Origin of the sequence: Snodgrassella sp., assembly GCF_024103505.1 — a bacterium.
In the GTDB taxonomy this organism is placed as follows: domain Bacteria; phylum Pseudomonadota; class Gammaproteobacteria; order Burkholderiales; family Neisseriaceae; genus Snodgrassella; species Snodgrassella communis.
In genome coordinates this window covers 68614-95173 of sequence record NZ_JAGGIJ010000003.1, presented here as the reverse complement: position 1 = coordinate 95173, position 26560 = coordinate 68614, and the positions used below count along the sequence as shown (strand labels likewise).

Sequence of the window (26560 nt, the reverse complement as noted above, 5' to 3'; positions counted from 1 at the left end):
ACAATAAATGATTTACCGGTTTTTAGCGTGGGTGTGGGTCTCAATAAGGGGAAAATGCGCTATGACTGAGTAGTTTTCATCTTGGACTAGGGATATTAAACAACAATTTAGCTAATCAATTTAAAATAAAACGGAACAATCAGAAATAAGGTTAATTCAAAGCGGATTACTATTTATGGCTTACTATACCAACATCTTTTCACCAGAAACATACCAAGCTTTTACCCATTCAGATAAAACGGTAGCCGGTTTCCGCGTGCGGCAAAAATCATTAGCCGAAAAAATCAAAGCCGGCGATATTTTTGTTTGTTATCTTACTCGACTATCTCGCTGGTGTGGTCTGCTAGAGGTGGTTGATGGTCCTTATGAAGATGATACGCCACTTTTTTTAGCATCGGATGATCCTTTTACTATCCGTTTTCATGTTCGGGCTAAAGTGTGGTTACCATTCCCCCAAGCTATCCCTATGTATACTGACCAAATTTGGCAACATCTTTCTTTTACCCAAGGCATTGAGAAAAACAGTAAGGGTTGGACTGGATTGCTGCGTAATAGTTTAAATAAAATTAATGAAAAAGATGGCAAGTTATTAATGCACTGTCTATTACAGCAACATGACATCGCCACTGATTATCCTCTAAATGAGCAGGATCAAAAGAAATTAAAAAACCATACGGTAAACCGAACCGATAAAGTAGTTAAGGTATCAGTGCCCACTGATGGCGAGCTGGTTGATTATGATGTGCCAACCCAAAACCCAGAGGTGCGCGAATCGTTCAAAATGCAGGCTTTACTTGCCCAGATCGGTGCCTGTATGGGAATGAAGATTTGGCTACCGAAAGCTGATCGTAGCCGTGTATTAAAAGAGTGGAGAAAAGGTACTGAAGCATTATTAGAAAAATTACCGCTTAATTATGATGAAACCACTTTAAGCACCATTGAACAAATTGATGTGATTTGGTTGAAAGGGCGCGCTATTACGCGCGCGTTTGAAGTCGAACATACTACTTCGGTGTATTCTGGTATTTTACGCATGGCGGATTTACTTGCTTTACAACCCAATATGAATATTAAACTACATATTGTTGCGCCAGATAGCCGGCAGGAAAAGGTGTTTCAAGAAATCCGCCGCCCGGTATTTTCGTTACTAGAAAGCGGGCCATTATCGGAGCGTTGCAGCTATATTCCCTACCGCAATTTAAAAGCACTGAGCAAAGTTAAACATTTAGACCGTATGACCGATGCGGTATTAGAGGATTATACGGAGCATGAAGAATAAAATTTATTTTTAACTGATTTTACTTTTTTATCATTATTAGGCAAATAAATCTAATCAATAATATTTTAAATGGTTAATTTTTATTCGCTTTTATCCTGTAATTTAAAAAGATTTATTAAAATTACATAGTGGACTATAATAATTGATACCAGATAGCCTATGGAGTATCTCTTTTGTTTAATGACAATGAAATACCAATCAAAACGCTAGTCCCTATAAAAATTATTGCAACTGGCGTGGCATTACCACCGGATAAGCTTGAGGCCACAGAATTAGATAAAAAACTGAATAAACCGGTAGGTTATTCGCTTAAGCGTTCAGGTATCCTCTATCGTTATCATGCTGATCATCAGTTACAGCAAGCTGATTTGGCCGCCAAAGCGATTGATGATGCGCTGAATCGCTGTGATATTGCTGCACAATCCATTGATTTATTAATTTCAGCGTGCGCACTCCCTGTTCAAGCTTTGCCTTATACGGCAGCGCATATTTTAAAGGCCAGCTCACTGCCCAAAACCATTGCTAGCTTGGATGTGAATGTTAGTTGCGTCAGTTTTATCAGTGCGTTACAGGTGGCTGCCGGGCTATTGAATACCGGAGCTTATCGACGCATTGCCATTGTTTCGGCGGATTTGGCTTCACGGGGTTTAAACTGGCAAGACGAAGAATCCTCATTAATCTTTGGGGATGGCGCCGCTTGTGCGATTGTCGAACAGGGAGATGGGCGCAGCGGTATTCTTTCTTGTTTATTAGAAACGCATACTGATGGTATCGATCTGTGCGAAATCCGCGGTGGCGGTAGCCGTCGCAATCTGAGAACTGGCATGGATGAAAGCGATTGTCTTTTCCATATGCAAGGCAAGCCACTATTCAGATTGGCATCGTCATTAATTGAGCCTTATTTAGCCCGTTTATTAAATCAAGCCGGTTTAACGCTTGCTGATATTGCTACGGTTATTCCTCATCAAGCCAGTCATTTATCGCTGGAACATATGCGTAAACGGCTTAATGTGGCAAGTGACGCCTTGATTGATATTTATCGCTTTCGCGGTAATCAAGTGGCGGCTTCGATTCCTAGTGCATTGCATGAAGCGATAATCACTCAACGCTTTAATCCGGGTAAACCGGTCATGTTAATTGGTACCGCCGCGGGGCTAACCCTAGGTGGAATGATTTTATTGCCATGAGGTTTTTAGTAACTGGTGCGACCAGTGGCTTGGGTCGTAATGCGGTAGAGTGGTTACTGACACAAGGTTATCAGGTGCATGCCACAGGTCGCAATGGTAAGGTAGGGCAGCAGCTTATTGCGCTGGGAGCAAGATTTACTGAACTTGATTTAATCACAGCAACAGATAGCGAATACCGCCAATTACTTAATGATTGTGATGTGGTTTGGCATTGTGCGGCATTATCATCCCCTTGGGGTAAGTATGATTGGTTTTATCAGGCCAATGTTGCGGTGACTTCACGTTTAGCCGATATGGCAGGTCAGCTTGGGATTGAGCGCTTTATCCATGTCTCAACTCCGTCGATCTATTTTGATTTTCAATCCCATCACGATATTCCTGAAGATTACTGCGCTAAACGGTTTGCTAATCATTATGCTGATAGTAAATATCAGGCTGAACAGCGCATTCAGGAATGTGTGACACGCTATCCGGGTACGGTTTACCTGCTATTAAGACCGCGTGGCATTTTTGGGCCACATGATCGGGTGATTATGCCGCGTATGCTGGCGTTATTAAAGCGCACTGGTGGCGTGTTATATTTACCGGCAGGGGGTAAAGCCTATCTTGATCTCACTTTTGTGCTAAATGTGGTGTATGCGTTATTTTTGGCCTCAACCAAGCAAACGCTCCAATCGGGCGAGGTCTTTAATATAACTAACCAACAACCGTGCCAGCTTAATCAGTTATTAAAGGCGTTGTTAAGTGATCAGCTGCATATCGATTATAAAGTGCGTGCGCTACCTTATCGCTTGCTTTATGGTATTGCGACCACGCTTGAAAGCGTAGCCACTTTAACTCATCAAGAACCAGCTTTAACCCGTTATAGCGTTGGTAGTTTGTATTTTGATATGACCTTAAGCCAGAAACAAGCGATAGAACGTTTGGGTTACCAACCGCTTTATCATCTGAGTGAAAGCATTGAACTGACGGCACGCTGGTTACAACAAAATGGGTTAGTCTGAGATGGCGAAAATTATTCCTTTTAAAGCCGGATATTGTACTCATATTGCTTGTATGGCTATGCGCGGTGCCGGATTTCATGTCTGTCAGTTTCCGGCACGGGCATGGCTGATTGAGGTTGATGGCTATCGCTGGCTATGGGATACCGGTTATGCCGAATATTTTCAACGCTATACTCAATCGGGCATCTTTAAACTTTATCAAAAAACCACACCGGTTTATCTGAAACAGGGTGAATCATTAAAAGCGCAATTTGCCGCGTTGGGGATTGAGCTGGCCAGTATACAGCATGTGATTATTTCGCATTTTCATGGGGACCATATTGCTGGATTAAAAGATTTTATCCATAGCCGCTTTATCTGCTCACAGCAAGGTTGGCAAACGGTTAAACCTTTGCGAGGATTTTTTGCCCTTAAGCAAGGCTTTGTGCCGGATCTTATTCCGGTTGATTTTGAACAGCGAGTCAGTTTTTTAGAGCAGTTCGAGCGATGCACGCTGGCACCGGAATTATCGCCTTTTACTCATGGCTATATTTTACCCAATAGCAAGAAACAGGTGATTTTAGTCCCGCTGCCAGGTCATGCTGCCGGTCATATTGGCGCGTTTATTTTGACAGATGAAGGTTGGACGCTGTTAGCCAGTGATGCTGCATGGGTTAAAGACAATTATCAAGAGTTAAAACAACCCTCGCGCTTGACGCAGCTGATTATGGCCGATCCGCGTGCCTATAAGCAAACTCTTATGCAGCTGCACCAACTTTCGTATCAGCCAAACGTTACCATTTATTTAAGCCATGAGGGTGAATAATGAGGTTACTAAAAATACTTTGGTATTATTGGCGTACGAAACGCTTAACATTTAAACAACGTGCTGATCTTGAAGCATATCAGTTGAAACAATTAGAAAAATTTAAACAGCGTGTATTAACCAAAAGCCCGTATTTTAGGCAGTTTATTAATCGGCCATTTGAAACATGGCCTTTAATGAACAAACAGCTAATGATGGCGCATTTTGATCAAATGAATACCGCGCACCTGAATTGCCATTCCTTATTGGCCCTCGCCCAACAAAGCGAACAACGGCGCGATTTTAGCGCCAAAATGGGCAAATTTAGTGTGGGGTTATCCTCGGGTACCTCAGGGCAACGCGGGCTATTTGTGGTTAGCCCGAAAGAGCAACAGATATGGGCAGGCGGCATACTGGCGAAAATGTTACCGCGGGGTCTATGGACAAAAGAACGCGTTGCCCTGTTTTTAAGAGCCGATAATCACCTTTATCATAGCACTAATAGTAACAGACTGACCTTTCGTTTTTATGGTTTGTTTGATAATTTTAAGAATCAAATTCAATCACTTAATGAATATCAACCCACCATTATTGTGGCGCCTGCGCAGGTACTGCGCGCCTTGGCCACAGAAAAGCTTAACGGCCAGTTAGCTGCCGATCCGGTTTTAGTGATATCAGCCGCAGAAGTGCTTGAGGAGCAAGATAAAAAGCTGCTGAAACAGGCATTTAAGCAGGTAGCGGAAGTTTATCAAGCCACAGAAGGTTTTCTTGCTGCCACCTGTCCACTGGGAACGCTACATTTAAATGAAGAGTTTATTTATATCGAACCACAGTGGATAGATGAGAATCGATTTACGCCGCTTATTACCGATTTTACCCGTGAAACGCAGCCTATCGTCCGTTATCAATTGGATGATATTTTAGTTCGCCGTTCTACTCCTTGCCAATGTGGGCGGCAAGGGATGGCAATTTCTCATATTGAAGGGCGATGCGATGATCAGCTACTGCTAACCGATCAATATGGCAATCCATTAACTATTTTTGCCGATTATTGCAGTCGGGTGATTGCCAATACTTTGCCATTAACCAGCGATTACCGCCTGATTCAGCATACCGATCATTGCATTGAGCTGGTGGGATGCTGTAGCAAGGCGCAGTTAAGCCAGTGCCAACAAGCATTAAATGTTCATTTCATTCAACAAGGTGCAGATGTTGAACAGTTAACATGGAAGCTGACACCTGTTACGGCATTACCAAATGAATTTGCGCAAAAAAGACGGCGAATTATTCGTCAGCGAGGTAGCTAATGCAACCTTGTTTTATGCGATTGTTCTATTTGCTGGTGGGTTGGATCAGTGTGGGGATCTGTTACCGTAGCGCAGCTGAGTTACAAGGTAAACCAACCCTCCTTGCACCTTCGATGATTGACCAGTGGATTGACTTTACCCCTCATGCAATTTGGTTTTATCTATCGTTTTTTTTGATTATTCCAATTTGTTTTTGGGTTGCCCCATATAGCCGCCTGCGCTGGATGTCTGCCTGTTTTATGCTCAGTGGGTTAATGGCTGCGCTATGTTACCTTTTTTTTCCAACCACAATGGATTTTCCTGTTGATACGGGCAACTCGGCCAGCTCTTGGTTGCTTTCAAGACTAATTGATATTGATGTACCGGTTAACTGCTTTCCCTCACTCCATGTGACCTTAACTATGCTTGCTATTTGGGGGAGCTTCGATCGCAATCATCCGCTGCGCAATATCATCTTGGCATTGTGGGGCATGGCCATTGCCTTTTCGATTATTCAACTTCGGCGCCATCTTTTTATTGATTTTATGGGAGGCATGGTATTAGCGCTGATGGTTGGATATGGCGTGCGTTACGGGTTTACTCGTTTAGCGCAACAACAGTCAGGTTAGTAGGAATTATTATTATGCTGGAATTAGTTTTACCTTTTGTAGTTATGATAATCTTAATAATAACTGAAGCCATGATTTTACAATATGTAAAAAAAGTGTCCATTAACTGGCCGGATATCATTTTTAATTTAAATTCTGGGCATTTAATGCTGTGGTTATTTCGTGGACTGGAATTAGTTTGCTATCATTTTATTTATACGCATTTTAGTTTTAATCTGTTTGTTCATGTACCGATTATATTAACTTGGTTATTTACCTTAGTAGCTTGGGATTTTGGCTTTTACTGGGAGCATCGGCTGCACCATAAAATACCACTGTTATGGGCGATTCATATGGTTCATCATCAGGGTGAACATTTTAATTTATCCTTGGCTATTCGTAATTCTTGGTATTCATCGCTCACTTCTATCCCGTTTTTTGCTTTATTAGCTATTGCCGGGGTGCCTACACCAATTTTTATTGCCGTATCTATTTTTCATTATTCAATCCAGTTCTTTAATCATAATGCCATTACACCTAAATTAGGACTATTGGAACAGATATTAGTTACCCCAACTCACCATAAAGTCCATCACCTTAAAGATCAGTATTACGCAAATAGTAATTTTTCAGGTTCATTTATTATCTGGGATAAGCTTTTTGGTACCTTTGAAACAACGCCGACAGACAGAACCATTGCCTATGGCAGTCATGGCATTATGTCGCAAAATCCTTTTTGGGCGAGCATGTTACCGTTTATGAAAATGTTCAACATTCTCTATACACCGAGTTTAGGGCATTATCGTTTACCCAATGCATTATTAGTGAGTGGCGGCTTATTTCTATTTGGGCTAGTACTAAGTTATGTTTACGATTATGGCTATGGCTATCATAATGTTAATGCTACTCAGTATCTGTTATTTAGTAGTTTGGTCTTAGGCAGTATTGCCTTGGGTGGCATGGCGGAAGGTAAACGCTGGGGAATGATCAGTTGGTTTGGACTTTGCTGGTTGATACCGCTGTTTTTTATTATCCTATTGCAATGGTCTGCCATTTATTGGCAGCTATTTATGGGATTAATGGTCATCCACGGTACCATCACTTTTGCTATGTGGCTTAGAGGACAATATTATGTCAACTAAGCCATTAGCTAAATTACATTACGCACATCATGATGAGCAATTTCACCAAATATTAATGGCAGAAGCCAAAGCTTATTTAGCCCAAAAAGGTGATCATCGCTTTGCCAATAGCGCGTTACTGCTCAAAAACCTATTATTATTACTGTTTTGTGCTGTGTGTTATCTCTTGAGCTTACATCAAGTGACTATTGGGTTATTTGCCCTCTGTTATTTTGGTTTTGTCATGTCAGCCATGCTGGCCAATATCAATGCTCAACATGATGCATGTCATAATGTGCTTTTTCGATCACGATTAGCTAACCGTATTTTCGGGCGCTTGGTAACTTTGCCGTTAGGGCTTGATCCGCATTATTGGCAAGTCAGGCATGTCGACTATCATCATATTTATCCCAATATTCAAGGCTATGATCTGGATATGGAGGAAAATGGTGTCTTTCGTCAAACACCGTTTCAAAAATGGTATCCGCATATGCGGTTTCAGCCGTATTATTGGCCTTTTATCGCCGGATTGTCGCTACCTTATATTGCTTGGGTATTTGATTGGTCTGATCAGCTAGGTAAAACACCGCTAGCCGCCGATAAAAAAACCTTAACGGGCATTAAAGGCTGGGCGCTATTTTTAGGTAGTAAAATTTTACACTTTATTATTGCCTTAATTGTGCCAATACTTATTTTATCTTCTGTTGGCATCAGTTGGTATAGTGTGTTATGGGTCTATCTGATTACGCAGATGGTTTCATCTTTTATTGTTGTCTGTTTACTTTTAGGTACGCATTGGGCGGATCCGGCTTTCTACACTGCGCCTGCGGATAATCACATGGAGCACGGTTGGTATCATCAACAATTTACCACCTGTTGTGACTGGTATCCTTCGCCGAAGATATTTAACGAATTATTAGGTGGACTAAATTTACATTTAACCCATCATCTGTTTCCGGGGTGGAGCCATCGTCATTATCCTGCGTTAATGCTGATTATTGAACGATTAGCCCAACAATATCAATTACCTTACCGAAGATTGAGTTATGTTGAACTGCTCGTTCAGCAACAACAATTTATCCGCAAATTGGCGCAAAAACCGGATAAACAATCTTCCGATTAAGGGCTAAATTAATGCCAAGTACGAACAAGTCAATATTACTTTTCAGTAATACACAAGATGCAGCATTACGTGAAGCGTTAAATACCGCGGCTAAAAATTATTTACTTACGGCAAAAGATCACCGTTATGCAGATGGCGGTATGTTTTTTAAGCTAGGCTTACTATCCATATTGTGTCTTGGGTTTTATATCAGTGCGCTTAATCAGCACTCAGCTTATTTATTTTTTTTCTGTTATGTTATATTTATTTCGCTAGGCTTGCTATTAGCCATTAATGTTGTGCATGACGCATCGCATAATGTGTTTTTTAAATCCAGCAAAGCCAACACTTGGCTTAATCGCCTTGTGACTATTCCGCTTGGTATTGATCCGGAATGTTGGCGCATACGCCATGTCGTACAGCACCATCCTTTTACCAATATTGAGAATTACGATCTGGATATTGATTATAATGGTGTACTCCGGCAGACACCTTTCCAAGTGCATCACTGGTTTATGCGTTATCAACATTATTACTGGCCATTGGTTGCTGCCATGACCTTTCCCGCTATTATCTGGTGTTTCGACTGGCAAGACCGGTTGGGACTAAAATTTGATAAAAATAAATTCACCCATCATGGTGTCGTTGGCTGGTTTGCCTTTCTGATGATAAAAGGATTGCATGTGAGTCTGGCAATCGTACTTCCTTTAGTTATTTGTCCTCAATTCAGTGTAGGATTTATTCTCATCACCTATGGACTAAGCCAACTGTGTGCTTCTCTGATTTTTGTCATACTGATTCTTGGTACCCACTGGGCAAAAGCCACTTTTTACCAAGCGCCCACTGATGGTCTTATGCCACATGGTTCAACACAACATGTATTTAATACGACGCTTAATTGGCGATTAAAATATCCTATTATAGAATACTGGTTAGGCGGGCTGAATTTACACCTAACTCACCATATCTATCCCGGTTTCAGCCATCGCCATTACTTACATTTAACGGCGATTATCCAACAAATAGCTAAGCAATTTCAGATTGATTATCATGAAATCACTCTGCCTGAACTGTTTATACAGCAGCAAATTTTTTTAAAACAGATGGGGCGGGTTGAATGATGTTTAAGGAATAAAAGCAACCGCATTAAATCTTATTCCAGCCGGAAATAAATTATATTTTATCTTCTTATCAAAGCTTTATTGGTGAAAGCCTATTCGGATAATGGACAATTTAATAGCATAAGCAATAATTCATTCTCACGTTCAATATCTCAACAGAACAATAAAAGCAGCCCAAACTGACAAAACTTGGGCTGCTTTTGTGATTACGCTTTAAAAGTGATCCAAGGTTTAAGTTTTACTACAGGCTGAATTAAATCAGCATTTTCTTGGGCTTCGATTACCGGGGTAATCGGTTTATACGCCGCAGGGGCTTCTTCACGTAAACGTTCCTCTTTTAAAGTAATACATTGCCATGATAAATTATCCTGATCAGACATAACTTTTTTGCTACGCATTGATTGCCGTTTTTCAGCTCTGCCTGCACCGTGCGAGCAAGACCATAACCAATCTGGATTTCCTTTGCCAACTGCTACATAAGAATAGTCTCCCATTGAGCCGGGAATTAATACAAATTCGCCATCATTGGCTGGTGTAGCTCCTTTACGGTGAATATTCATGCCATGCTCAGGTAAAATAATGTTATGCGAAATATCCACGATTAATTGACTATTATCGTGCTTAAAAATCGCCATTAGTTCTTTACGTATTAACTCAGTGATGACAATGCGGTTAATCCATGCATAACGTGCAGCAACGCCCATCGCCTGTAGGTAATTTTGTGCATCATCATCTGCTAAGCCAAATAAGCCTGATGTTGGATATTTTGCATTTGCTGGCCATAAGGCTTTGGCTTTATCCTGCCAGCGGTTACCAATATAAAATCCCACATCACGCGAACCGGTATGAATCATTATTACAATTGCGTTTTTCTTTAATCCCATTTGATAAGCTAAATGTCGATCAAGGATTTCATCTACAATTTGTAATTCAACAAAATGGTTACCTAAGCCAACTGTACCTAAGCTAGCTGGGCGGATAATGTTTCGCGCCTCAAAAAAGGCCTCCGGCGCATATTTGCTATCCGCTGTAATTAATGATTGCCCTGATATTTGATTAATCTCCGCCAGTAGTCGCTTTAAATTGACTTCTTGCCACAAACCTTGTTGTGGTAATGCCGCTACCCATGCAGCTATACCATCATCAAACAATGCTTGAAAGGATTGCGGTGTAACAGGAACATTACGCTCGTCTTGCAATAATACGCGTTTGAGTTGCGCGATAATGGTTGCTTTTTGTTCATTCACTTGATCATAGCTTAAGCCAGTTGCTAAAAGCCGCATACCGCAATTAATATCAGTGCCAATGGCTGCCGGAATAACTAAGTCTTCTGTTGTTGCCACAATACTGCCCACTGGTGCAATTGCGCCCGGGTGAAAATCAGGTGTTGCTCGAGCTGCGCACACGTGGCCTAAGCTGTCAGGTACGTTGACTGATGCAAAATCCAGTAACTGCCTGACTGCTTTTTCTTCTAAAGGCAAAGCCTGAGGTAATAATACTTGAGCAGTTGTATTTTGTTGATGAAAAGTATAGATATTATTATAAAAATGACATTCAATCCCAAGTCGGGATAATCGTTTTTGTAAACGGATAAATGTAGACATCATTGCCACCTAGAAAACAATAAAAAAGCCTCCTCTTCCTGAGAGGATAATTACTGTTTTCCTGCAGCAGCACGATTCAGGAAAGCGGGCGCATTGTATATAAAGATTATTAAATTGTAAAGTATCGATAAAAAAGATATTTAGCTGATCTGCTATTTAAAAAAACTGATTTTGATAAAGATGTTTTAAATAATGGGTGTGTTTCAGTATAAAACATGTTGCAGATGCCTGTATTAGTCAGGAATGGCAACGTCTTTCCTAATGCATTCTGCAATAAGCTTACTTATTGTTATGCAAAAGGCAAGCTTATGGGTAGGCTACACGAATGCATACGAATTTTTAGGAGGTAAGGTGAATTACCCTCTAAAAGACACAAGTGAATCAATAAAAAATGACAGAAAAGCCTATGTTTAGCATAGGCTTTTTTTTGCTTTGTTAAGTAAATCAAATATTTATATAGGATAAACAGTCAACCATTGCCCATGCTGAATATCGGTTTGCGCGGGAATGTCGATTAATACCTGTGCATCAACGCAACCAGACAGCATATGAGATCCCTGCTTGGCCAATGGCTGCACTTCGGGGCCGTTATTGGTAAAGCGGATCGTGCCACGTAAAAATTCGCGCCGTTTTTGCTGATTGGGCACAATGCTAAAGGCAGCTTTGGCCTGATAGCATTCGGGTAATGCCTGCATGATATGACGGCCGGCTGCGGTTTGCAGTGCCGGTAATCCGAGCAGTTTGAAAGTAACAAAGCTGGCAACCGGGTTGCCGGGCAGCAGCATAACGCGGCATTGTTTAATATTGCCCCAGCCAAAAGGTTTGCCCGGTTTTATCGCCAGTTTCCAGTGTTCAATATTGCCTAGCTGTTGCAGGGCTGGTTTAACCAAATCGCGGTCGCCTACTGAGGCACCGCCGGAAATAATGATGCTGTGGCTGCTGTCTGCCGCCTTGGCGAGGGTATTGGTGATGATATCGAGTTTATCAGGCAGAATGCCGCCATCAATAATTTCAATAAACGCATATTCGCTCAGGCTGGCCAGCAGCATCGGGCGGTTGCTGTCGTATATCTGATGCTGTTGTAGCTGGCTATTGCCGCTTACCAGCTCATCGCCAGTGGTAAATACACTGACGCGCAACTTCTGATACACATGCAGTTCGTTTGCACCTTGTGAGGCAGCCAGCCCGATTGCCTGTGCGTTGAGCAGGGCACCTTTTTCCAGCAGGGTAGTACCTTGTTTCAGCTCTTCACCACGGCGGCGGATATTGTCACCGGTAGCAGGTGTACGGGTGCTGCACAGGCTGTCGCCATTAACGCTGGTATTTTCCTGCATGATGACGGCATCGGTATTGCTCGGAATGCCGGCGCCAGTATAGATGCGCACAGCCTGTCCATGTTGCAGGGTTAGTTGCTGAGTGTCACCGGCAGCAGCAGTGCCGATAAGTTGCCATGCAGTGCAGTCCAGTCCGCAGACGGCGTAACCATCCATGGCACTGTTGTCGAATGCAGGGGCATCGGCAGTGGCGATAAGTGGTTGGGCAAGAATGCGGCCGGCAGCCTGATTAAGGGGGACGATTTCACTGTCGACTATACGGCTGGCCTGTTGTAGTAAGGTTTCCTGTCCCTGATAAAAATCCATCATGATGTTGTTGCTCCGCTGCGCGTGCTGGTAAACATAGCGCTGCTGTTATAGTTAGTAAACGGGGTGCTATCGGCAAAAGTAACGATGGCGTGGCGATAAGGCTGAATAATTGAGCGTACGCTGTGTTTGCCGCTGCTGTTCAGTTGTTGCCGGATCGGCTGCAAATGACGCCGGCGCATCTGACAGACAATGGGGTGCAGATTGCTGGCGTCGGCAGCACAAACAATATCCAGCTCGGGCTGCTTATGCAGTTCCTGATACAGACGGAAGATGATGTTGGCATTTAATCGTGGCAGATCACACGGTACGATTTGCAGGTATTCGATATGTTCCGGTAAGGCCTGTGCTGCGCTGATGATACCGGCCAGTGGTCCCATCTGTGCATATGCAGGCAGATCGCGGTAAACCGGATAGCCATAAGTCTGTATCTGGGCAATATCGCGGTTGGCACTGATAATAATGTGGTCGCTGCAATCGCCAAGCTGGCGCAGAATATGTGCCAGCAGCGGCTGGCCGTTAAGCGGTAGTAAGGCTTTGTTGGCACCGCCAACGCGAGTGCCAAGACCGCCGGCAAGGACAATCAGGCCAAGCTGAGCATCTATTGCCATGACTGAGTGCGCTGCTGGTCGCTGTGTTTCATTTCTACCCAGTGCTGCTGGCCGTTAGCAAAATATTCTTTTTTCCAGAATGGTGCTTCGGTTTTCAGGTAGTCCATGATGAAATGATTGGCCTGATAGGCATGTTCGCGGTGACCGCTGGCGGTAAGTACCAGTACAATTTGTGCGCCTACTGGCAGTTTGCCTACGCGGTGAATCACGCAGACATAGGGTAATGACCAGCGTTCTGCTGCCTGAGCAATGATTTTGCTGATTTCGTGCTCGGTTACTTCGGGCATATGGGTAAGATAGAGGTGGCTGAGTGGCTGCTGCGGATTATCATGGCCACGCACTTTGCCAATGAAACTGACCACAGCGCCGCAATCAGGTGCGCTGGCGTCAACCAGTGCCAGTTCTTGGCTAAGGTCAAAATCTTCGTTTTGTATTTGTATCCGAATTTGCATTTTAGCCTCCGGTTACTGGTGGTAGCAGTGCTATGCTGTCACCGTCTTTAAGGGCAGCACAGCCATGCTGAATAATATTATTGACGGCAATTTTGTATACTTTACCGGCTGCCAGAACCTCACTAAATGGGGCACCACGCTGGCGCAGGTAGGCTAAAAGGGCATCGCTGTCGGTAAAGTTGGGAGATAGCTGTTCCTGTGTCAGGCCAAGCTCTTCGGCAAAACGTGCCAGATAAATCACGGTAATCATGATAAAAACATGGATCAATCAATAATTGTTTATTATGCCGTGTTTTTTCTTTTTGTGGCAGATGATTGTTGCTGATGCAATTGAATTTAAGGAGTAAAATGGGATAAAATGCGGCTTTTTTCTTAATTATTCCAAATATTTGTCTTGTTTTTTGTTTCTGAAATGATTTTCCTTCTTACAGGCGCTTACTTTTCTCATGCTGATTGACCGCTTCAACAGACGTATTGATTATTTACGCATTTCGGTAACGGATAAATGCGATTTACGCTGTACCTATTGTATTCCTCAGGGATTTACCGAATTTGAAAAGCCAGCTAACTGGTTGTCGTTCGCGGACATTGAGCGTGTTGCCGGGGCTTTTGCCCGCATGGGCGTGTCTCGATTTCGCTTAACCGGTGGCGAACCGTTGTTACGTAAAAATCTGCCGGAGCTGGTAGCACGGCTGGCAGCTTTGCCGGGGGTAGAAGATTTGTCTTTGACCACCAATGGTACGCAGCTTAAACATTTTGCTCATGATTTACGTAAAGCAGGGCTGAACCGGCTGAATGTCAGTCTGGATTCATTGCGGCGTGAATGTGTGCAGGAGATTTCCGGCAAGGATAGCTTCGATAAAGTAATTGACAGTTTGCAGGTGGCACGGGATGCAGGCTTTGAACGGATTAAAATTAATATGGTGCCGCTGCCGGGGGTGAATACCGGTGATATTGAGGATATGGTGGCCTTTTGTATTGCCAATGGCTTTATTCTGCGGCTGATTGAGGTAATGCCTATGGGTGTAAGCGGGCGGAAACTGGAATATTTTAATCTGCTGGAGCTGATTGAAAATCTGCGGCCGAAGTATCAGCTGCATGAGAGCCAGCGGGTATACGGAGGCGGGCCGGCTAAATATTGGGAAAGTGTTGATGGCCGTTTCACCTTAGGACTGATTACACCACGGTCACAGCATTTCTGTGCCACCTGTAATCGCGTACGCATGTCGGTTGATGGAACTTTGTATCTGTGTCTGGGGCAGGAACAAAGTATGGCATTAAAGCCATTACTGCTGGCTGATTGTTCAGAAGCACAGCTGGAAGATGCCATTCAGCGGGCGGTGGATTTGAAACCTGAAAAACATGAATTTAATGAACAGCCGGACAAAATTGTGCGCATTATGGCGAAAACCGGTGGTTAGCCATAGCGGTGATCACAGCCAAACAAAAGCCCGCTGTATTGAGCGGGCTTTTATTGTATGGGCAATCAGAACAAGGTTAATGTCCATGGCAGCAAATAGGTTTGTACGACGGTAAACAGGCCGGCAATCACACAGAAGAGCAGGCTGTGGCGCACGGTGAAGCGAAACAGATCAGATTCTTTACCAGCCAGTCCTACCGCAGCACATGCGATGGCAATAGACTGTGGTGAAATCATTTTGCCAGTTACCCCACCGACTGAATTAACCGCAACAGCAAGCACCGGATCCATACCTACCTGCATGGCCGTATTGGCCTGTAATGCACCAAATAAGGCATTAGCAGAAGTATCAGAGCCAGTGAGGAAAACACCTATCCAGCCGAGAAATGGCGAGAAAAACGGGAAAGCTTTACCAGTATCGGCCAGTACCAGTGCCAATGTTGATGACAGGCCGGAATAATTAACCACATAGGCAAATGCCAGTACCAGACCAATTGACAGTATCGGATAGCGCAAATCGTAGAGGGTGTGTCTGAACGTATCGATAGCCAGACGTGGTTTTATTTTCAGAATCAATACGGAAATGAAGGATGCCAATAAGATGGATGTACCGACTGCACCTACCAGATTCAGCTTGAATTCGGCGGCGATAGGCGTGTTTTCTGCGACAATAGGCGCGGTTTTAATCACCAGATTGTCCAGCATAGGCCAGTGAATTTTGATTTGGCTAAATGAATTAAACCACGCTTGCAGGGGTTTGATTGTCCAGACGGCAACGCAGACTGTCAGAATGATAAAAGGTGACCAAGCTTGGGCAATCTGGCTGATGCTATATTCTTTGCGTTTGTGCTGTTCACTTGGCTGCTGCATACCACTAAAGGTGAATATCTGTTTTGGCTGCCATTTTTGCAGAAACAGTGCCAGACACACCAAACTTACCAGCGCTGAGGTGACATCTGGCAATTCCGGCCCGATAAAATTGGCAGTAATAAATTGAGTGGTGGCAAAGGAAATACCGGAAACCAGCAGTGCCGGCCAAGTTTGGCGAATACCGCGCATTCCGTCCATAATAAATATCAGGTAGAACGGAATCACAATAGACATCAGGGGTAATTGCCGACCGGCAAGCTGGCCGATATGAAACGGATCAAGACCGGATACTTGTCCACCTACCAGAATCGGAATCCCTAATGCGCCAAAGGCAACGGGTGCTGTATCGGCGATCAGGCATAAACCTGCTGCATATAGGGGTTTGAAGCCCAGTCCTACCAACAGTGCCGCACTTATGGCAACAGGTGCGCCAAATCCGGCTGCGCCTTCCAGAAAAGAACCAAAGCAAAAGCCGACAAGCAGCAATTGCAGACGCTGGTCTTCAGTAATAGAAAGAATGGATGCGCGGATAATGTCAAACTGGCCGCTTTTGACAGTAAGATTGTAGAGAAAAACGGCAGTAATAATAATCCAGGCAATCGGCCACAAGCCATAGAAAAAACCATATAGCGCAGCGGATAAGGCGAGAGTGAAAGGCATTTTGTAAGCTGCTACTGCCACAATAATAGCCAGAATCAGGGTAATGGCACCGGCAATATGACCTTTCATGCGCAAGGCTGTCAGTGCCACAAAGAAGAAGATAATCGGTAACAGGGCAGCCAGCACGGTGAGATAAATGCTGTTGCCTAATGCAGAGTAATTTTGTACCCATGTGTGCATGTAATTCCTCCTCAATGTATGAGTTTGTTTGTCATCAATTTAATGAAATAGACGTGCGTGATTTATGAAAAATAAATGTTATTGATTATTAATACGGACAATACAGATTGCAATAGCAATTGTTACTTTAAAAAATAAAAGCATAAACGTCAATATTTGTATTTTTATTTTAATAGAAGTAATTGCTGGTAACTAGTCTGAATTAAGTCAGTTTTTGCTTATCTGCATGGTAATTGTATGATATAAATATATTAATTTATTACGTTATTTGTCTGTATACTAGATAAAATCAATTCCCGTAATTTCAGCTTTATTGTAGTGACATATATGCAACCGAATTGTTCAATTTTTGTAAGATGGCAATAGTAGAGTTTAATTACCTTCTGTATACTGATGTAACTCAATAATGCAGATGAGGAATTCAGCTTTGCATTGTCAATAAAACTGAATGTACTGTAGGCACAGATATGTGGCTGTTTGTAAACAGATCGCAAGTGACTGGAAATGGCGAAATAAGCAGAATTTCCAACAATAGACAATAAATTTTTGTCTGTCACAAAATTGTCATATTGGTCTTTTACAATAAGTCAGAATAAAAGCTGGTAACAGGAGAAAACTGTGTCTGCGTCATCTGCGACTTCTTCGTCTGGGGCAATTATGTCGGCATCCGGGAAAACTGGTAAAGCAAGTAAAATAGTGTTTCTGCTGATCCTGCTAGGCGGTCTGGCTTATGCAGGTATTTGTATTTACCATGATTTGCAGGGTGTGCCCAGTTCTTCATTAATAGTATATGCATTATTAACAGTAGCATTGCTGATTGCACTGGCATTTGAGTTTGTCAATGGCTTTCATGACACCGCCAATGCAGTAGCCAGCGTTATCTATACGCATTCACTCAAGCCAAATACAGCAGTTATCTGGTCAGGAGCTTTTAATTTTCTCGGCGTGATGCTGTCCACCGGTGCTGTGGCCTATGGCGTGATTTCTTTGCTGCCGGTGGAATTAATTCTGCACATGGGCAGCAATGTTGGCTATGCAATGATTTTTGCTTTACTTTCCTCTGCCATTATCTGGAACCTGAGTACTTGGTGGCTGGGATTGCCGGCTTCCAGCTCGCACACACTGATCGGTTCAATTATCGGGGTAGGCGTGGCCAATCAACTGATGTCAACGCATCAAAGTACCAGTGGCGTGAGCTGGAATCAGGTCATTCATGTGGGTGAATCACTGCTATTTTCGCCACTATTAGGCTTTATTCTGGCAGCGTTGCTGCTTATTGTAGCAAAAAGGCTGCTGCGTATTCCTGCGTTGTATCAAGCACCAGAAAACGATGCACCGCCACCTTGGCCGATTCGTCTGTTACTGATTTTTACCTGTACTACAGTTAGCTTTGCTCATGGTTCGAATGACGGGCAAAAAGGCATGGGACTGATTATGCTGATACTGATTGGTACAGTACCAATGGCATATGCACTCAATCATGCCGTACCACAAGAGGAATGGGCAAAATTTTCCGCCAATTCACAGGCGGCGCAGAAAACCATCGAAGAATTACTGCCACCGGGGCTAGTATTGCATACCAATACCGATGTGCGTACTCAGGTAACAGCGTTGGTAGAAGACAAACAGGGTACATCAGAGCAACTGGCTGCACTGGCACAACTGATACAAATCGTTGAACATAATCTAAGTAAAAGCGACAGCCTGCGTAATTTGCCGCCTGAACAAGTGGGTAACATCCGTAATGATATGTATCTGGTTTCCGAATCTTTAACATTATTGCAAAAAAATACCCTGCATAACCAATATACACTTAACACAGTACAGACAAATAATTTAAACGCCTACCACCGATCGATTGACCATGCCACCAAATATATTCCAGTATGGGTAAAAGTACTGGTGGCTTTAGCACTGGGGCTGGGTACACTGGTTGGCTGGAGGCGTATTGTAGTCACCGTAGGCGAAAAGATCGGTAAAACCCATTTGTCCTATGCTCAGGGTGCTTCTGCTGAGCTGGTAACCGCTGCACTGATTTTGGCAGCAGATCGTTTTGGTCTGCCGGTGAGCACTACTCATGTACTGACTTCAGGGATTGCCGGTACTATGGCTGCAAATAAAAGCGGTTTGCAGAAATCTACTATCCGTAATCTGTTGATGGCATGGGTACTTACCTTGCCCGTATCCATTGCGCTGGCCGGTGGATTATTCTGGTTTTTCCGCCTGATTTTCTGATTGCAGATTACTGTTTTGTGTCCTTACTGGCAGCTACTCTGTAATAATTTGCCAAATGCTCTTGCAAGGCGCGTTATTTCACAGTTTAATGTCGGTTTAGTGGTGGCTGTGCTGGTGCACGTCATAAATACTTGCTTCCCGCCTTACCGCGGGCATACAAATTGGAAATCATGTATGAAAAAATCACTGGTATTGTCAGCCATCGTAAGTGTGCTGATGGTTGCCTGTTCGGATGCCGGTACAGCAAATAAAAATGCTGCCTCCAGTAACGCAGTTATGAATTCAACTGACCAGCTCAATATCTATAACTGGTCGGATTATGTTGATCCCGATACAGTTAAAGCATTTGAGAAAGAAAACAAGATTAAGGTTCGCTACGATTATTACGATAGTAACGAAACCCTTGAGGCCAAAATTCTGATTGGCCGTTCCGGCTATGATCTGGTTGTACCATCTATAGCCAACGTAGGCCGTGAAATCAAGGCGGGTGCTTACCAGCCGATAAATAAAAGCCAGCTATCCTATTACAACAATATTGATCCTGATCTGCTGAAAATGATGGATAAAGTAGATCCGGGTAATAAATATGCAGTGCCGTATTTCTGGGGCATGAATACAATCGGGATTAATACCGAACTGGTAGAAAAGGCACTGGATGGCAAACTGCCGGATAACTTGTGGGATCTGGTATTTAATCCAGCCTACACACACAAACTGAAAAGCTGTGGTATTTCCCTGTTTGACAGTCCTACAGAACTTTATCCGCTGGCTTTGCATTATCTGGGGAAAGACCCGAACAGCAGTGAGCCTGATGATATCCGTGCTGCTACCAACCTGATTAAATCCGTGCGCAATGATGTGAAACGTTTCAGTTCTTCCGGCTATATTGATGATATGGCTCGCGGTGACCTGTGCGTGGCTACGGGTTATGGTGGTGATCTGAATATTGCCAAAAAACGAGCCGAAGATGCCAAAAGCGGGGTACATTTGCAGGTACTGGCTCCGAAAGAGGGTGTTGGGATATGGATTGACTCCTTTATGATTCCCAAAGATGCTCAGAATGTAGCCAATGCCTTAAAATACATCAATTACACACTCGACCCGAAAGTGGCCGCGAAAAATGGTAACTATGTCACCTTTGCTCCAGCCAGCAAACCGGCGCGGGCGCAGATGAACAGTGAAATCAGTAGCGATCCGAGTATATTCCCTACACAGGAAGTACTGGAGAAAAGTTTTGTGGTATCGCCCAAATCGCAGGATGCAGTCCGTTTGGCTGTACGACTGTTTCAGCAAGTAAAGGCGGGGCAGTAGTGGCCTTGTATACCAATGCAGAATTTTCTGCTTGAAATTATCTGCTGAGCTAGCTTAGAATTGAGTAATAAACGAACCGTTCCGGTTCGTTTTCTGCATTTATGCTGTATACAATAATATAGCGATAACAGACCAACTGCTTTAACTGTTGGCACCGTGAACGCCTGATTCACGATCAATATCTGTACCGGATATTGGCGTAATAGGGCAAAAATTGCCGATAAGGCTGCCAGAATGCATATAAACCCTTATAATTAACTGCCGGGGAAATGCCAAATGTATACAGATTGTTATAATTGAAGGTACACAGAAAAAAATGTGGAATAACAAGTAGCAAATAAGCATACTGGCTGCACCTGAAATAATATCTGCTTTGCGCAGACTGCTTTGAGTATTAACCGCCTCCATGTATCCTGACAAATAAACGGGGTTGACTGGTCATAACAGGATAAACAGTCCTGAAAATATAGAGGCAGCCGGACAGAAATTTTGAATTGGATGGTTATGAAAATATTAATTTGCAATGATGATGGTTATTTATCAGCGGGAATTGCCTTGTTGGCTAAGGTTGCAGCACAGTTTGCCGAAGTAAGAGTAGTGGCACCGGAAAGTGATCAGAGTGGTGTGAGTAACTCTTTTACCCTGAATCGCCCCTTGTCCATAAAAAAAGCCTCGAATGGCTTTTATTATGTTAATGGCACACCAACCGACTGTATCCATGTCGCCCTACATACCATGGCCGATTTTAAACCTGATTTAGTTCTGTCTGGTATCAATCATGGTGCCAACATGGGCGATGATGTTTTGTATTCCGGCACCGTAGCTGCTGCTACCGAAGCTTTTCTAATGGGTATTCCTGCTCTGGCATTTTCTATTAACGACCGCAGCGGCCAGTACTGGGCTACGGCTGAAAAAGCAGTGCATACAGTTTTAGCCCGAGTGTGTGCGCAGCCAGCAGCCGAGCCCGTTTTATGGAATATCAATATTCCGGCAGTTAACGTAGAAGCAGTGCAGGGCTATCAGGTGGCCAAACTGGGACGGCGGCATCATGATCAGTGTATTGTACCGTTTAATAGCCCGCGTGGAGAAACCATGTACTGGATCGGAGGCGTGGGTGCTGCCGATACCAGCAGGCAGGATACCGACTTTTGCGCCAATGAAGCCGGCTTTGTTACCATTACCCCGCTGACACTAGATTTAACCAACTACCAGCAATTGGGTACAGTAAACACATTTTTGCAAGATATACAGTGGTGACAACAGTGGGACAGGGCGTAAGCTGGACCGGATATGAATTCCGACGAGCACGGATGGTGGAAAGACTGCGGCAGATGGGAATCACCCGAGCCGAAGTACTGGCGGCCATGTCTGCTGTGCCTCGCCATGTTTTTGTTGAAGAAGCACTGCGCTCCCATGCTTATGATGATATGTCCCTGCCGCTAGGGCTGGGACAGACCATCTCCCAGCCCTATACCGTAGCAGTGATGACACAGTTGCTGTTTGACAAACGCCCGATAAATAATAAACTGCGCATTCTGGAAATCGGTACCGGTTGTGGTTATCAGACAGCAATTCTGCAAGCACTCGGTTTACGTGACATCTATTCAATAGAGCGCCTGCGCCCGTTGCATGAACGTGCCAAGCAGAATCTGCGCGCAGTGCGCTTACTGGCTCATGCCCGGCTTGTATGCGGTGATGGTTATCTGGGTCTAGCGCAGGAAGCACCCTTTGATGGCATTATTCTCACAGCCGCCCCTAAAGAAGTACCACTGCCTTTATTGCAGCAAATGTCAGTAGGCGGCCGCATGGTACTACCACTGGATGAGGGCGGAGTACAGTTTTTATGGGTAATCGATAAAACTGCTGAAGGTTTTCAGGAAACCTGTGTACAGCAGACTTTATTTGTGCCACTGGTAAATGACAATTAAATATTAATCGCAGTCCCAGCAGCGGGCGTATATCAATGTAGCTGCTTGAATCAATGGCGTACTAAGCATGGATAGTCATAACTTCAGATTTTACGTAAATAGCCCAATACACGGAAATTATCAATCTTCCATAATCCATCTTTATAAATTAATGGATAAGTAGCGCGACTGCTCGCGTAAGGGCCTGGATTCTGTTGCACAATTTCAATTTCATTATTACTAACCTTACTTATAATGGCAACATGGCCATATTGCGACCAGCTAAAAACGATAATATCATCAACTTTTGGCCGAGTTGGCGAACCATTATGAAACTGTAGCAAATTACGCTTTGGATTAATATGGCCATCGGCAATCGAAGCATCAAAAAAATCTTTAGCATGGCCATAACTATCGGGCATTTTATGCTTGAAACGCTCATAATAATAGCGTTTTATAAATTCAACACATTGATATTTTTGCCCTAAATTGTAACCATCCTTAGTTAGGTTACGCCCGCTGACATGACTTATTTGCCCATTGTAATATACATTGACACCATTAAACTGATCGACAACCTGACCAACCTTTTGCGCACCTGTTTGTCTTTGATCAAAAAACTGAGCATAAACAATAAAACTAAATAGCGATAAACCCAAAAACAATACAACACTTTTTTTATATCTATTAGCCATATAAACTCATTAATAGAATGATAATAATTTAGGAATAAAAATATTATTTATTTCTGAATATATAAATAATATAGCGGTATATAATAGAAACACAATTAATTTTTTCTGCCATATGCACTGATTAACAACATAATACTGGACATAATCATGCAAAAAAAAACATATCCATCGCATAGTTGCCACAATATAACTGCATCAGATTCAGTTAGTAATAACACATGAGTACTATACAAATCACGCCAAGTGAATATAAACAGAAGCATAAATCTAAATATATCAGATTAATGTTTAATCCGTTAATTAAATGTATTTTGTATATCTAATATCTTATCTGTAGCAATAGCATTACTGTTACATCAATACCAGCTATAAGCCACAGTCTAAAATATCATAACCTAAACGAATCTGTTCTTTATCAGCTGGCATGGTATGATGATTAAACCGCTATAAACTAACGGCAAAATTGATTTAATTCAACAGCTAAGGAAAGATAACCATGAAAGTAGCAGTATTTGTTGCGCCCGGTGAAGTGGCCATACGAGAAATGGATAAACCTGTTATCCAGCAGCCTACCGATGCCATTATCCGTATTGTCCGTGCCTGTGTTTGTGGTTCAGATTTATGGTGGTTTCGCGGTATCAGCCAGCGCAAAACCGAAAGCCCCGTCGGGCATGAAGCCATCGGTATCGTCGAAGCTGTAGGCCATGCAGTAACGCATATTCAGAGTGGTGATTTTGTTATCGTACCCTTTACTCATGGCTGTGGACATTGTGCTGCCTGCAAGGCCGGATTTGACGGCAATTGCCAGAATCAGGAGCAGGGTGGCAATGGTGGCTATCAGGGAGAGTATCTGCGTTTTAGCAATGCAGACTGGGCGCTGGTTAAAATTCCCGGCCAGCCACAGGATTATTCCGATAGCGTGCTGAATTCATTGCTCACCTTAGCCGATGTCATGGCTACCGGCTATCATGCCGCGGCCAGTGCCGAAGTCAAACCCGGTGATACCGTAGTTGTCATGGGAGATGGTGCAGTTGGCCTGTGTGGTGTCATTGCAGCGAAATTGCGTGGTGCAGAACGTATTATTGCCATGAGCCGGCATCCGGACAGAGCACAACTGGCGCAGGAGTTCGGTGCTACCGATATAGTACCGGAACGAGGTGATGAAGCAGTTGAAAAAGTATTAGCGCTCACCAGTCAGGCTGGAGCAGATGCCGTACTGGAATGCGTAGGTACCAAACAATCTTTACAGACAGCCATTGCAGTTGCGCGCTCGGGCGCCATTGTTGGCTGTGTAGGCGTACCACAGCAGACTGAAATCAAAACCGGCGATATTTTCTGGCGTAATATCGGTTTGCGTGGTGGTATTGCCAGCGTTACCACATATGATAAAGACCTATTGCTGCAAGCAGTTTTGAATGAAGAAATTCAGCCGGGCAAAGTCTTTAACCAGCGCTTTGATTTAGCCGATATTCAGGCTGCCTATCAGGCAATGGATCAGCGTCAGGCAATTAAATCATTATTAATTATCAGCCATTGATTTAACAGTACCCCGCCACAGATTAAATTCAGTGGCGAGGTAGTTACTGCTTATTCACTTACTCAGACATGAGTATGCCTAAATTCAGAAGATACCTTTCATTCCTTCAGGCGTATACCGTTCTCCTTGAATTTGAATACAGTTTTTCAGATCATTTAATAGATTGACATCCGATTCTTCTAATTGCAACAAGCTGGCCTGGTTATTCTCGCGCAAGTATTTCTCATTTTTGGTACTCGGAATCGGTACAATATGTGCCCATTGTGCCAGCAACCATGCCAGCGCAATCTGCCCCATAGTACAATTGTATTTGATCGTCATGGGTTCTAATGCCTGTAGCGGCCGTTTATTATGTTCCAGATTATTATCTTGAAAGCGCGGATTGGTACGGCGGAAATCATTTTCAGCCAAATCTTCTTTATTTAGTGGCAATAGTGAGTTGCGCCCGAGCTGAATCAGACAGCGTTTTCAGTACCGAACCAATCAGCTTTTCATTTTCACCGCGGCCATACATATCCGCTGTGTCTATCAAAGTAACGCCACAATCAATTACTTGATGCAATATCTTTTGTGCATGTGCTGTCTCCACAGCACCATAGAATTCGCTCAGCCCCATAGCGCCATAGCCAATGGCTGAGACAGTAAGATGCTGGCCAAGTTTTCGTTGGGGTAAAGAATGAGTCATTATTTATTATCCTATCAGAATTAATTGTGCCTGAACTGCTTTATCCAGTATTCCATATACTTAGTTCAAATCAGGCAGATGCTTGATTGCTGAAATTGATAGTAAATAATTCAACCTGAGAAGAGAAATACAAAATTATTGATATAAAAAACATATCAATCTATTGTGTCTTTTTAGGATAGCAGGATATAAAGTCTTTATACGAATACAGAAGCTGTATTGTGAAGCTTAAAGTACCCAATCATCTCATTGATTATGATGTTGTCCGCTGCCGACTTATGCCAGAGCAGATGCATATCCATCGATAGCTGCTGCTCATATTTTGCAGACAGCCTTTTATACACCACTCCCTCCACATGAGCCTGTGCCATTGATGCTGGCAGCAACAACATACCCCTGCCCATGGCAATTTCCATCAGCATAGTTAAAAAATTATGCAATTTCTGCTGCAACACCAGCGGAGTGGATAATTGGCTGATTATTTTTTGCAGCCGGTCGTACAACGCCGGATTCTGATAGCGTTTGCAACAGTAAAGAGGTAAATCCACCACCGCATTTAAATCTATTTTTTCCTGTGCACAAGCCGGATGGTTTTCCGGTAAAGCCAGCAGCATGGTTTCCTGATAGACCAATAAACTGCTGGCCTGATGACTATCATGTTTATAATCAGAAATAATCACCAAATCAATATTATTTTTATTGAATTCAGCCAGCAGCTCCTTAGAAGAATAGTCCTGCTGCAACAGATCAATGTGCTGCTGAAAACGGCTACTAAATTCATGGAACAGCGGAACAAAATTAAATCCCAGAATTTTAGTAATACCAATTGTTAACCGGTCAGCAGAGTAGGGGTTGATATTGCTTATTGCCAGTGATAAACCTTCCAGCCAGCTTCTGGCCTTATCTCGAAATTGCCTGCCCTGTGCAGTAAGCAGCACATAACGGGTATTGCGTACAAATAGCGTGGTTTGCAGTTTCTCTTCCAGCGCCTTAATTTGCATGGATAGTGGTGGCTGGCTTATCCCCAGCCTGCTGGCAGCCTTGCGAAAATTGCCTTCCTCACATACCGCCAGAAAATATTGCAGTTGCTTAATTGTAGGCAGATGCCGGCTGTAAATAGCCGAATTATTCAGCGTATATTCCGATTGAACCGGTATTGATTACACATATTTTCCCGCTTATCTCCCTTATCCTAGCTAATAAACCGTTCTGCATAGCAAAAGTATTTACACTGATACAGACAAAGTTACTTTAAATTAAA

The 26560-nt window shown here is 43.3% G+C and carries 25 protein-coding genes; 15 read left to right on the top strand and 10 right to left on the bottom strand.

Annotated features, from left to right (window positions below):
* Window positions 1–175: 175 nt before the first annotated feature.
* The 9 genes from J6578_RS04610 to J6578_RS04570 all read left to right on the top strand — a co-directional run bounded on the left by J6578_RS04610 (window position 176) and on the right by J6578_RS04570 (window position 9492).
* On the top strand, window positions 176–1279 hold the full coding sequence (locus J6578_RS04610) for a type II restriction enzyme NmeDI-related protein (RefSeq protein WP_287953997.1): 1104 nt from the start codon (window positions 176–178) through the stop codon (window positions 1277–1279).
* 173 nt (window positions 1280–1452) lie between these two features.
* Window positions 1453–2466: a 3-oxoacyl-[acyl-carrier-protein] synthase III C-terminal domain-containing protein gene (locus tag J6578_RS04605; RefSeq protein WP_237750566.1), complete on the top strand. Its 1014-nt coding sequence runs from the start codon at window positions 1453–1455 to the stop codon at window positions 2464–2466.
* The gene (locus J6578_RS04600; protein WP_287953996.1) at window positions 2463–3470 is read left to right on the top strand and encodes an NAD-dependent epimerase/dehydratase family protein; all 1008 of its coding nucleotides are present in this window, start codon (window positions 2463–2465) and stop codon (window positions 3468–3470) included. Before J6578_RS04605 ends, J6578_RS04600 begins: the two co-directional genes overlap by 4 nt.
* Window position 3471: 1 nt before the next feature.
* Window positions 3472–4275: an MBL fold metallo-hydrolase gene (locus J6578_RS04595; RefSeq protein WP_239363116.1), complete on the top strand. Its 804-nt coding sequence runs from the start codon at window positions 3472–3474 to the stop codon at window positions 4273–4275.
* Window positions 4275–5561, top strand: a complete 1287-nt coding sequence (locus J6578_RS04590) for a F390 synthetase-related protein (RefSeq protein WP_287953995.1) — start codon at window positions 4275–4277, stop codon at window positions 5559–5561. The genes J6578_RS04595 and J6578_RS04590 overlap by 1 nt, the downstream gene beginning before the upstream one ends.
* Before the next feature lie 14 nt (window positions 5562–5575).
* Window positions 5576–6169, top strand: coding sequence for a phosphatase PAP2 family protein (locus J6578_RS04585; protein ID WP_239363108.1), 594 nt, complete (start codon window positions 5576–5578; stop codon window positions 6167–6169).
* A 14-nt stretch (window positions 6170–6183) separates the two neighbouring features.
* Window positions 6184–7290: a sterol desaturase family protein gene (locus J6578_RS04580; protein ID WP_287953994.1), complete on the top strand. Its 1107-nt coding sequence runs from the start codon at window positions 6184–6186 to the stop codon at window positions 7288–7290.
* Between the two features lie 55 nt (window positions 7291–7345).
* Complete coding sequence (locus J6578_RS04575) at window positions 7346–8392, top strand: fatty acid desaturase family protein (RefSeq protein ID WP_287953993.1); 1047 nt, start codon at window positions 7346–7348, stop codon at window positions 8390–8392.
* An 11-nt stretch (window positions 8393–8403) separates the two neighbouring features.
* Window positions 8404–9492 carry a fatty acid desaturase family protein gene (locus tag J6578_RS04570; RefSeq protein ID WP_287950154.1) on the top strand — a complete coding sequence of 363 codons (1089 nt, stop codon included), beginning with the start codon at window positions 8404–8406 and terminating at the stop codon, window positions 9490–9492.
* Window positions 9493–9698: 206 nt separating this feature from the next.
* On the opposite strand, the gene J6578_RS04565 is transcribed toward J6578_RS04570, so the two are convergent.
* The 5 genes from J6578_RS04565 to J6578_RS04545 all read right to left on the bottom strand — a co-directional run bounded on the left by J6578_RS04565 (window position 9699) and on the right by J6578_RS04545 (window position 14049).
* Window positions 9699–11096: an RtcB family protein gene (locus J6578_RS04565; RefSeq protein ID WP_287953992.1), complete on the bottom strand. Its 1398-nt coding sequence runs from the start codon at window positions 11094–11096 to the stop codon at window positions 9699–9701.
* Between the two features lie 452 nt (window positions 11097–11548).
* Window positions 11549–12739, bottom strand: coding sequence for a molybdopterin molybdotransferase MoeA (locus J6578_RS04560; protein ID WP_287953991.1), 1191 nt, complete (start codon window positions 12737–12739; stop codon window positions 11549–11551).
* The gene (mobA, locus tag J6578_RS04555) at window positions 12736–13347 is read right to left on the bottom strand and encodes a molybdenum cofactor guanylyltransferase (RefSeq protein ID WP_287952374.1); all 612 of its coding nucleotides are present in this window, start codon (window positions 13345–13347) and stop codon (window positions 12736–12738) included. Before mobA ends, J6578_RS04560 begins: the two co-directional genes overlap by 4 nt.
* Window positions 13338–13799, bottom strand: coding sequence for a molybdenum cofactor biosynthesis protein MoaE (locus J6578_RS04550; protein ID WP_093091089.1), 462 nt, complete (start codon window positions 13797–13799; stop codon window positions 13338–13340). The genes mobA and J6578_RS04550 overlap by 10 nt, the downstream gene beginning before the upstream one ends.
* A 1-nt stretch (window position 13800) precedes the next feature.
* Complete coding sequence (locus J6578_RS04545; RefSeq protein WP_037406207.1) at window positions 13801–14049, bottom strand: MoaD/ThiS family protein; 249 nt, start codon at window positions 14047–14049, stop codon at window positions 13801–13803.
* 196 nt (window positions 14050–14245) lie between these two features.
* Between J6578_RS04545 and moaA the strand changes: the two genes are divergently transcribed.
* Window positions 14246–15220, top strand: a complete 975-nt coding sequence (moaA, locus tag J6578_RS04540) for a GTP 3',8-cyclase MoaA (protein WP_037406208.1) — start codon at window positions 14246–14248, stop codon at window positions 15218–15220.
* 65 nt (window positions 15221–15285) lie between these two features.
* Here moaA and J6578_RS04535 read toward each other — a convergent pair whose 3' ends face one another.
* Complete coding sequence (locus J6578_RS04535) at window positions 15286–16929, bottom strand: lactate permease LctP family transporter (protein WP_287953990.1); 1644 nt, start codon at window positions 16927–16929, stop codon at window positions 15286–15288.
* A 618-nt stretch (window positions 16930–17547) separates the two neighbouring features.
* On the opposite strand from J6578_RS04535, the gene J6578_RS04530 reads away from it, so the two are divergent.
* From J6578_RS04530 to J6578_RS04515, 4 genes are all read left to right on the top strand, one after another.
* The gene (locus tag J6578_RS04530) at window positions 17548–19164 is read left to right on the top strand and encodes an inorganic phosphate transporter (protein ID WP_287953989.1); all 1617 of its coding nucleotides are present in this window, start codon (window positions 17548–17550) and stop codon (window positions 19162–19164) included.
* 174 nt (window positions 19165–19338) lie between these two features.
* The gene (locus J6578_RS04525; protein WP_093091079.1) at window positions 19339–20475 is read left to right on the top strand and encodes a polyamine ABC transporter substrate-binding protein; all 1137 of its coding nucleotides are present in this window, start codon (window positions 19339–19341) and stop codon (window positions 20473–20475) included.
* A gap of 504 nt (window positions 20476–20979) precedes the next feature.
* Window positions 20980–21732, top strand: a complete 753-nt coding sequence (gene surE, locus J6578_RS04520; RefSeq protein ID WP_287953988.1) for a 5'/3'-nucleotidase SurE — start codon at window positions 20980–20982, stop codon at window positions 21730–21732.
* Entirely contained in the window at window positions 21726–22403 is a 678-nt protein-coding gene (locus J6578_RS04515) for a protein-L-isoaspartate(D-aspartate) O-methyltransferase (RefSeq protein WP_051608126.1), read from the top strand. The genes surE and J6578_RS04515 overlap by 7 nt, the downstream gene beginning before the upstream one ends.
* A gap of 83 nt (window positions 22404–22486) precedes the next feature.
* On the opposite strand, the gene J6578_RS04510 is transcribed toward J6578_RS04515, so the two are convergent.
* A complete protein-coding gene (locus J6578_RS04510) occupies window positions 22487–23077 on the bottom strand; it encodes a CHAP domain-containing protein (protein WP_093091073.1) in 591 nt (196 codons plus the stop codon).
* Between the two features lie 496 nt (window positions 23078–23573).
* On the opposite strand from J6578_RS04510, the gene J6578_RS04505 reads away from it, so the two are divergent.
* Window positions 23574–24614, top strand: a complete 1041-nt coding sequence (locus J6578_RS04505) for a zinc-dependent alcohol dehydrogenase family protein (protein ID WP_287953987.1) — start codon at window positions 23574–23576, stop codon at window positions 24612–24614.
* Between the two features lie 84 nt (window positions 24615–24698).
* Here J6578_RS04505 and J6578_RS04500 read toward each other — a convergent pair whose 3' ends face one another.
* From J6578_RS04500 to J6578_RS04490, 3 genes are all read right to left on the bottom strand, one after another.
* Complete coding sequence (locus J6578_RS04500; protein WP_287953986.1) at window positions 24699–25025, bottom strand: aldo/keto reductase; 327 nt, start codon at window positions 25023–25025, stop codon at window positions 24699–24701.
* A 7-nt stretch (window positions 25026–25032) separates the two neighbouring features.
* Window positions 25033–25299 (bottom strand): aldo/keto reductase, encoded by a 267-nt coding sequence (locus tag J6578_RS04495; RefSeq protein WP_287953985.1) that lies wholly within the window; start codon window positions 25297–25299, stop codon window positions 25033–25035.
* Between the two features lie 197 nt (window positions 25300–25496).
* Window positions 25497–26384 (bottom strand): LysR family transcriptional regulator, encoded by an 888-nt coding sequence (locus tag J6578_RS04490; RefSeq protein WP_287954046.1) that lies wholly within the window; start codon window positions 26382–26384, stop codon window positions 25497–25499.
* Window positions 26385–26560 lie beyond the last annotated feature (176 nt).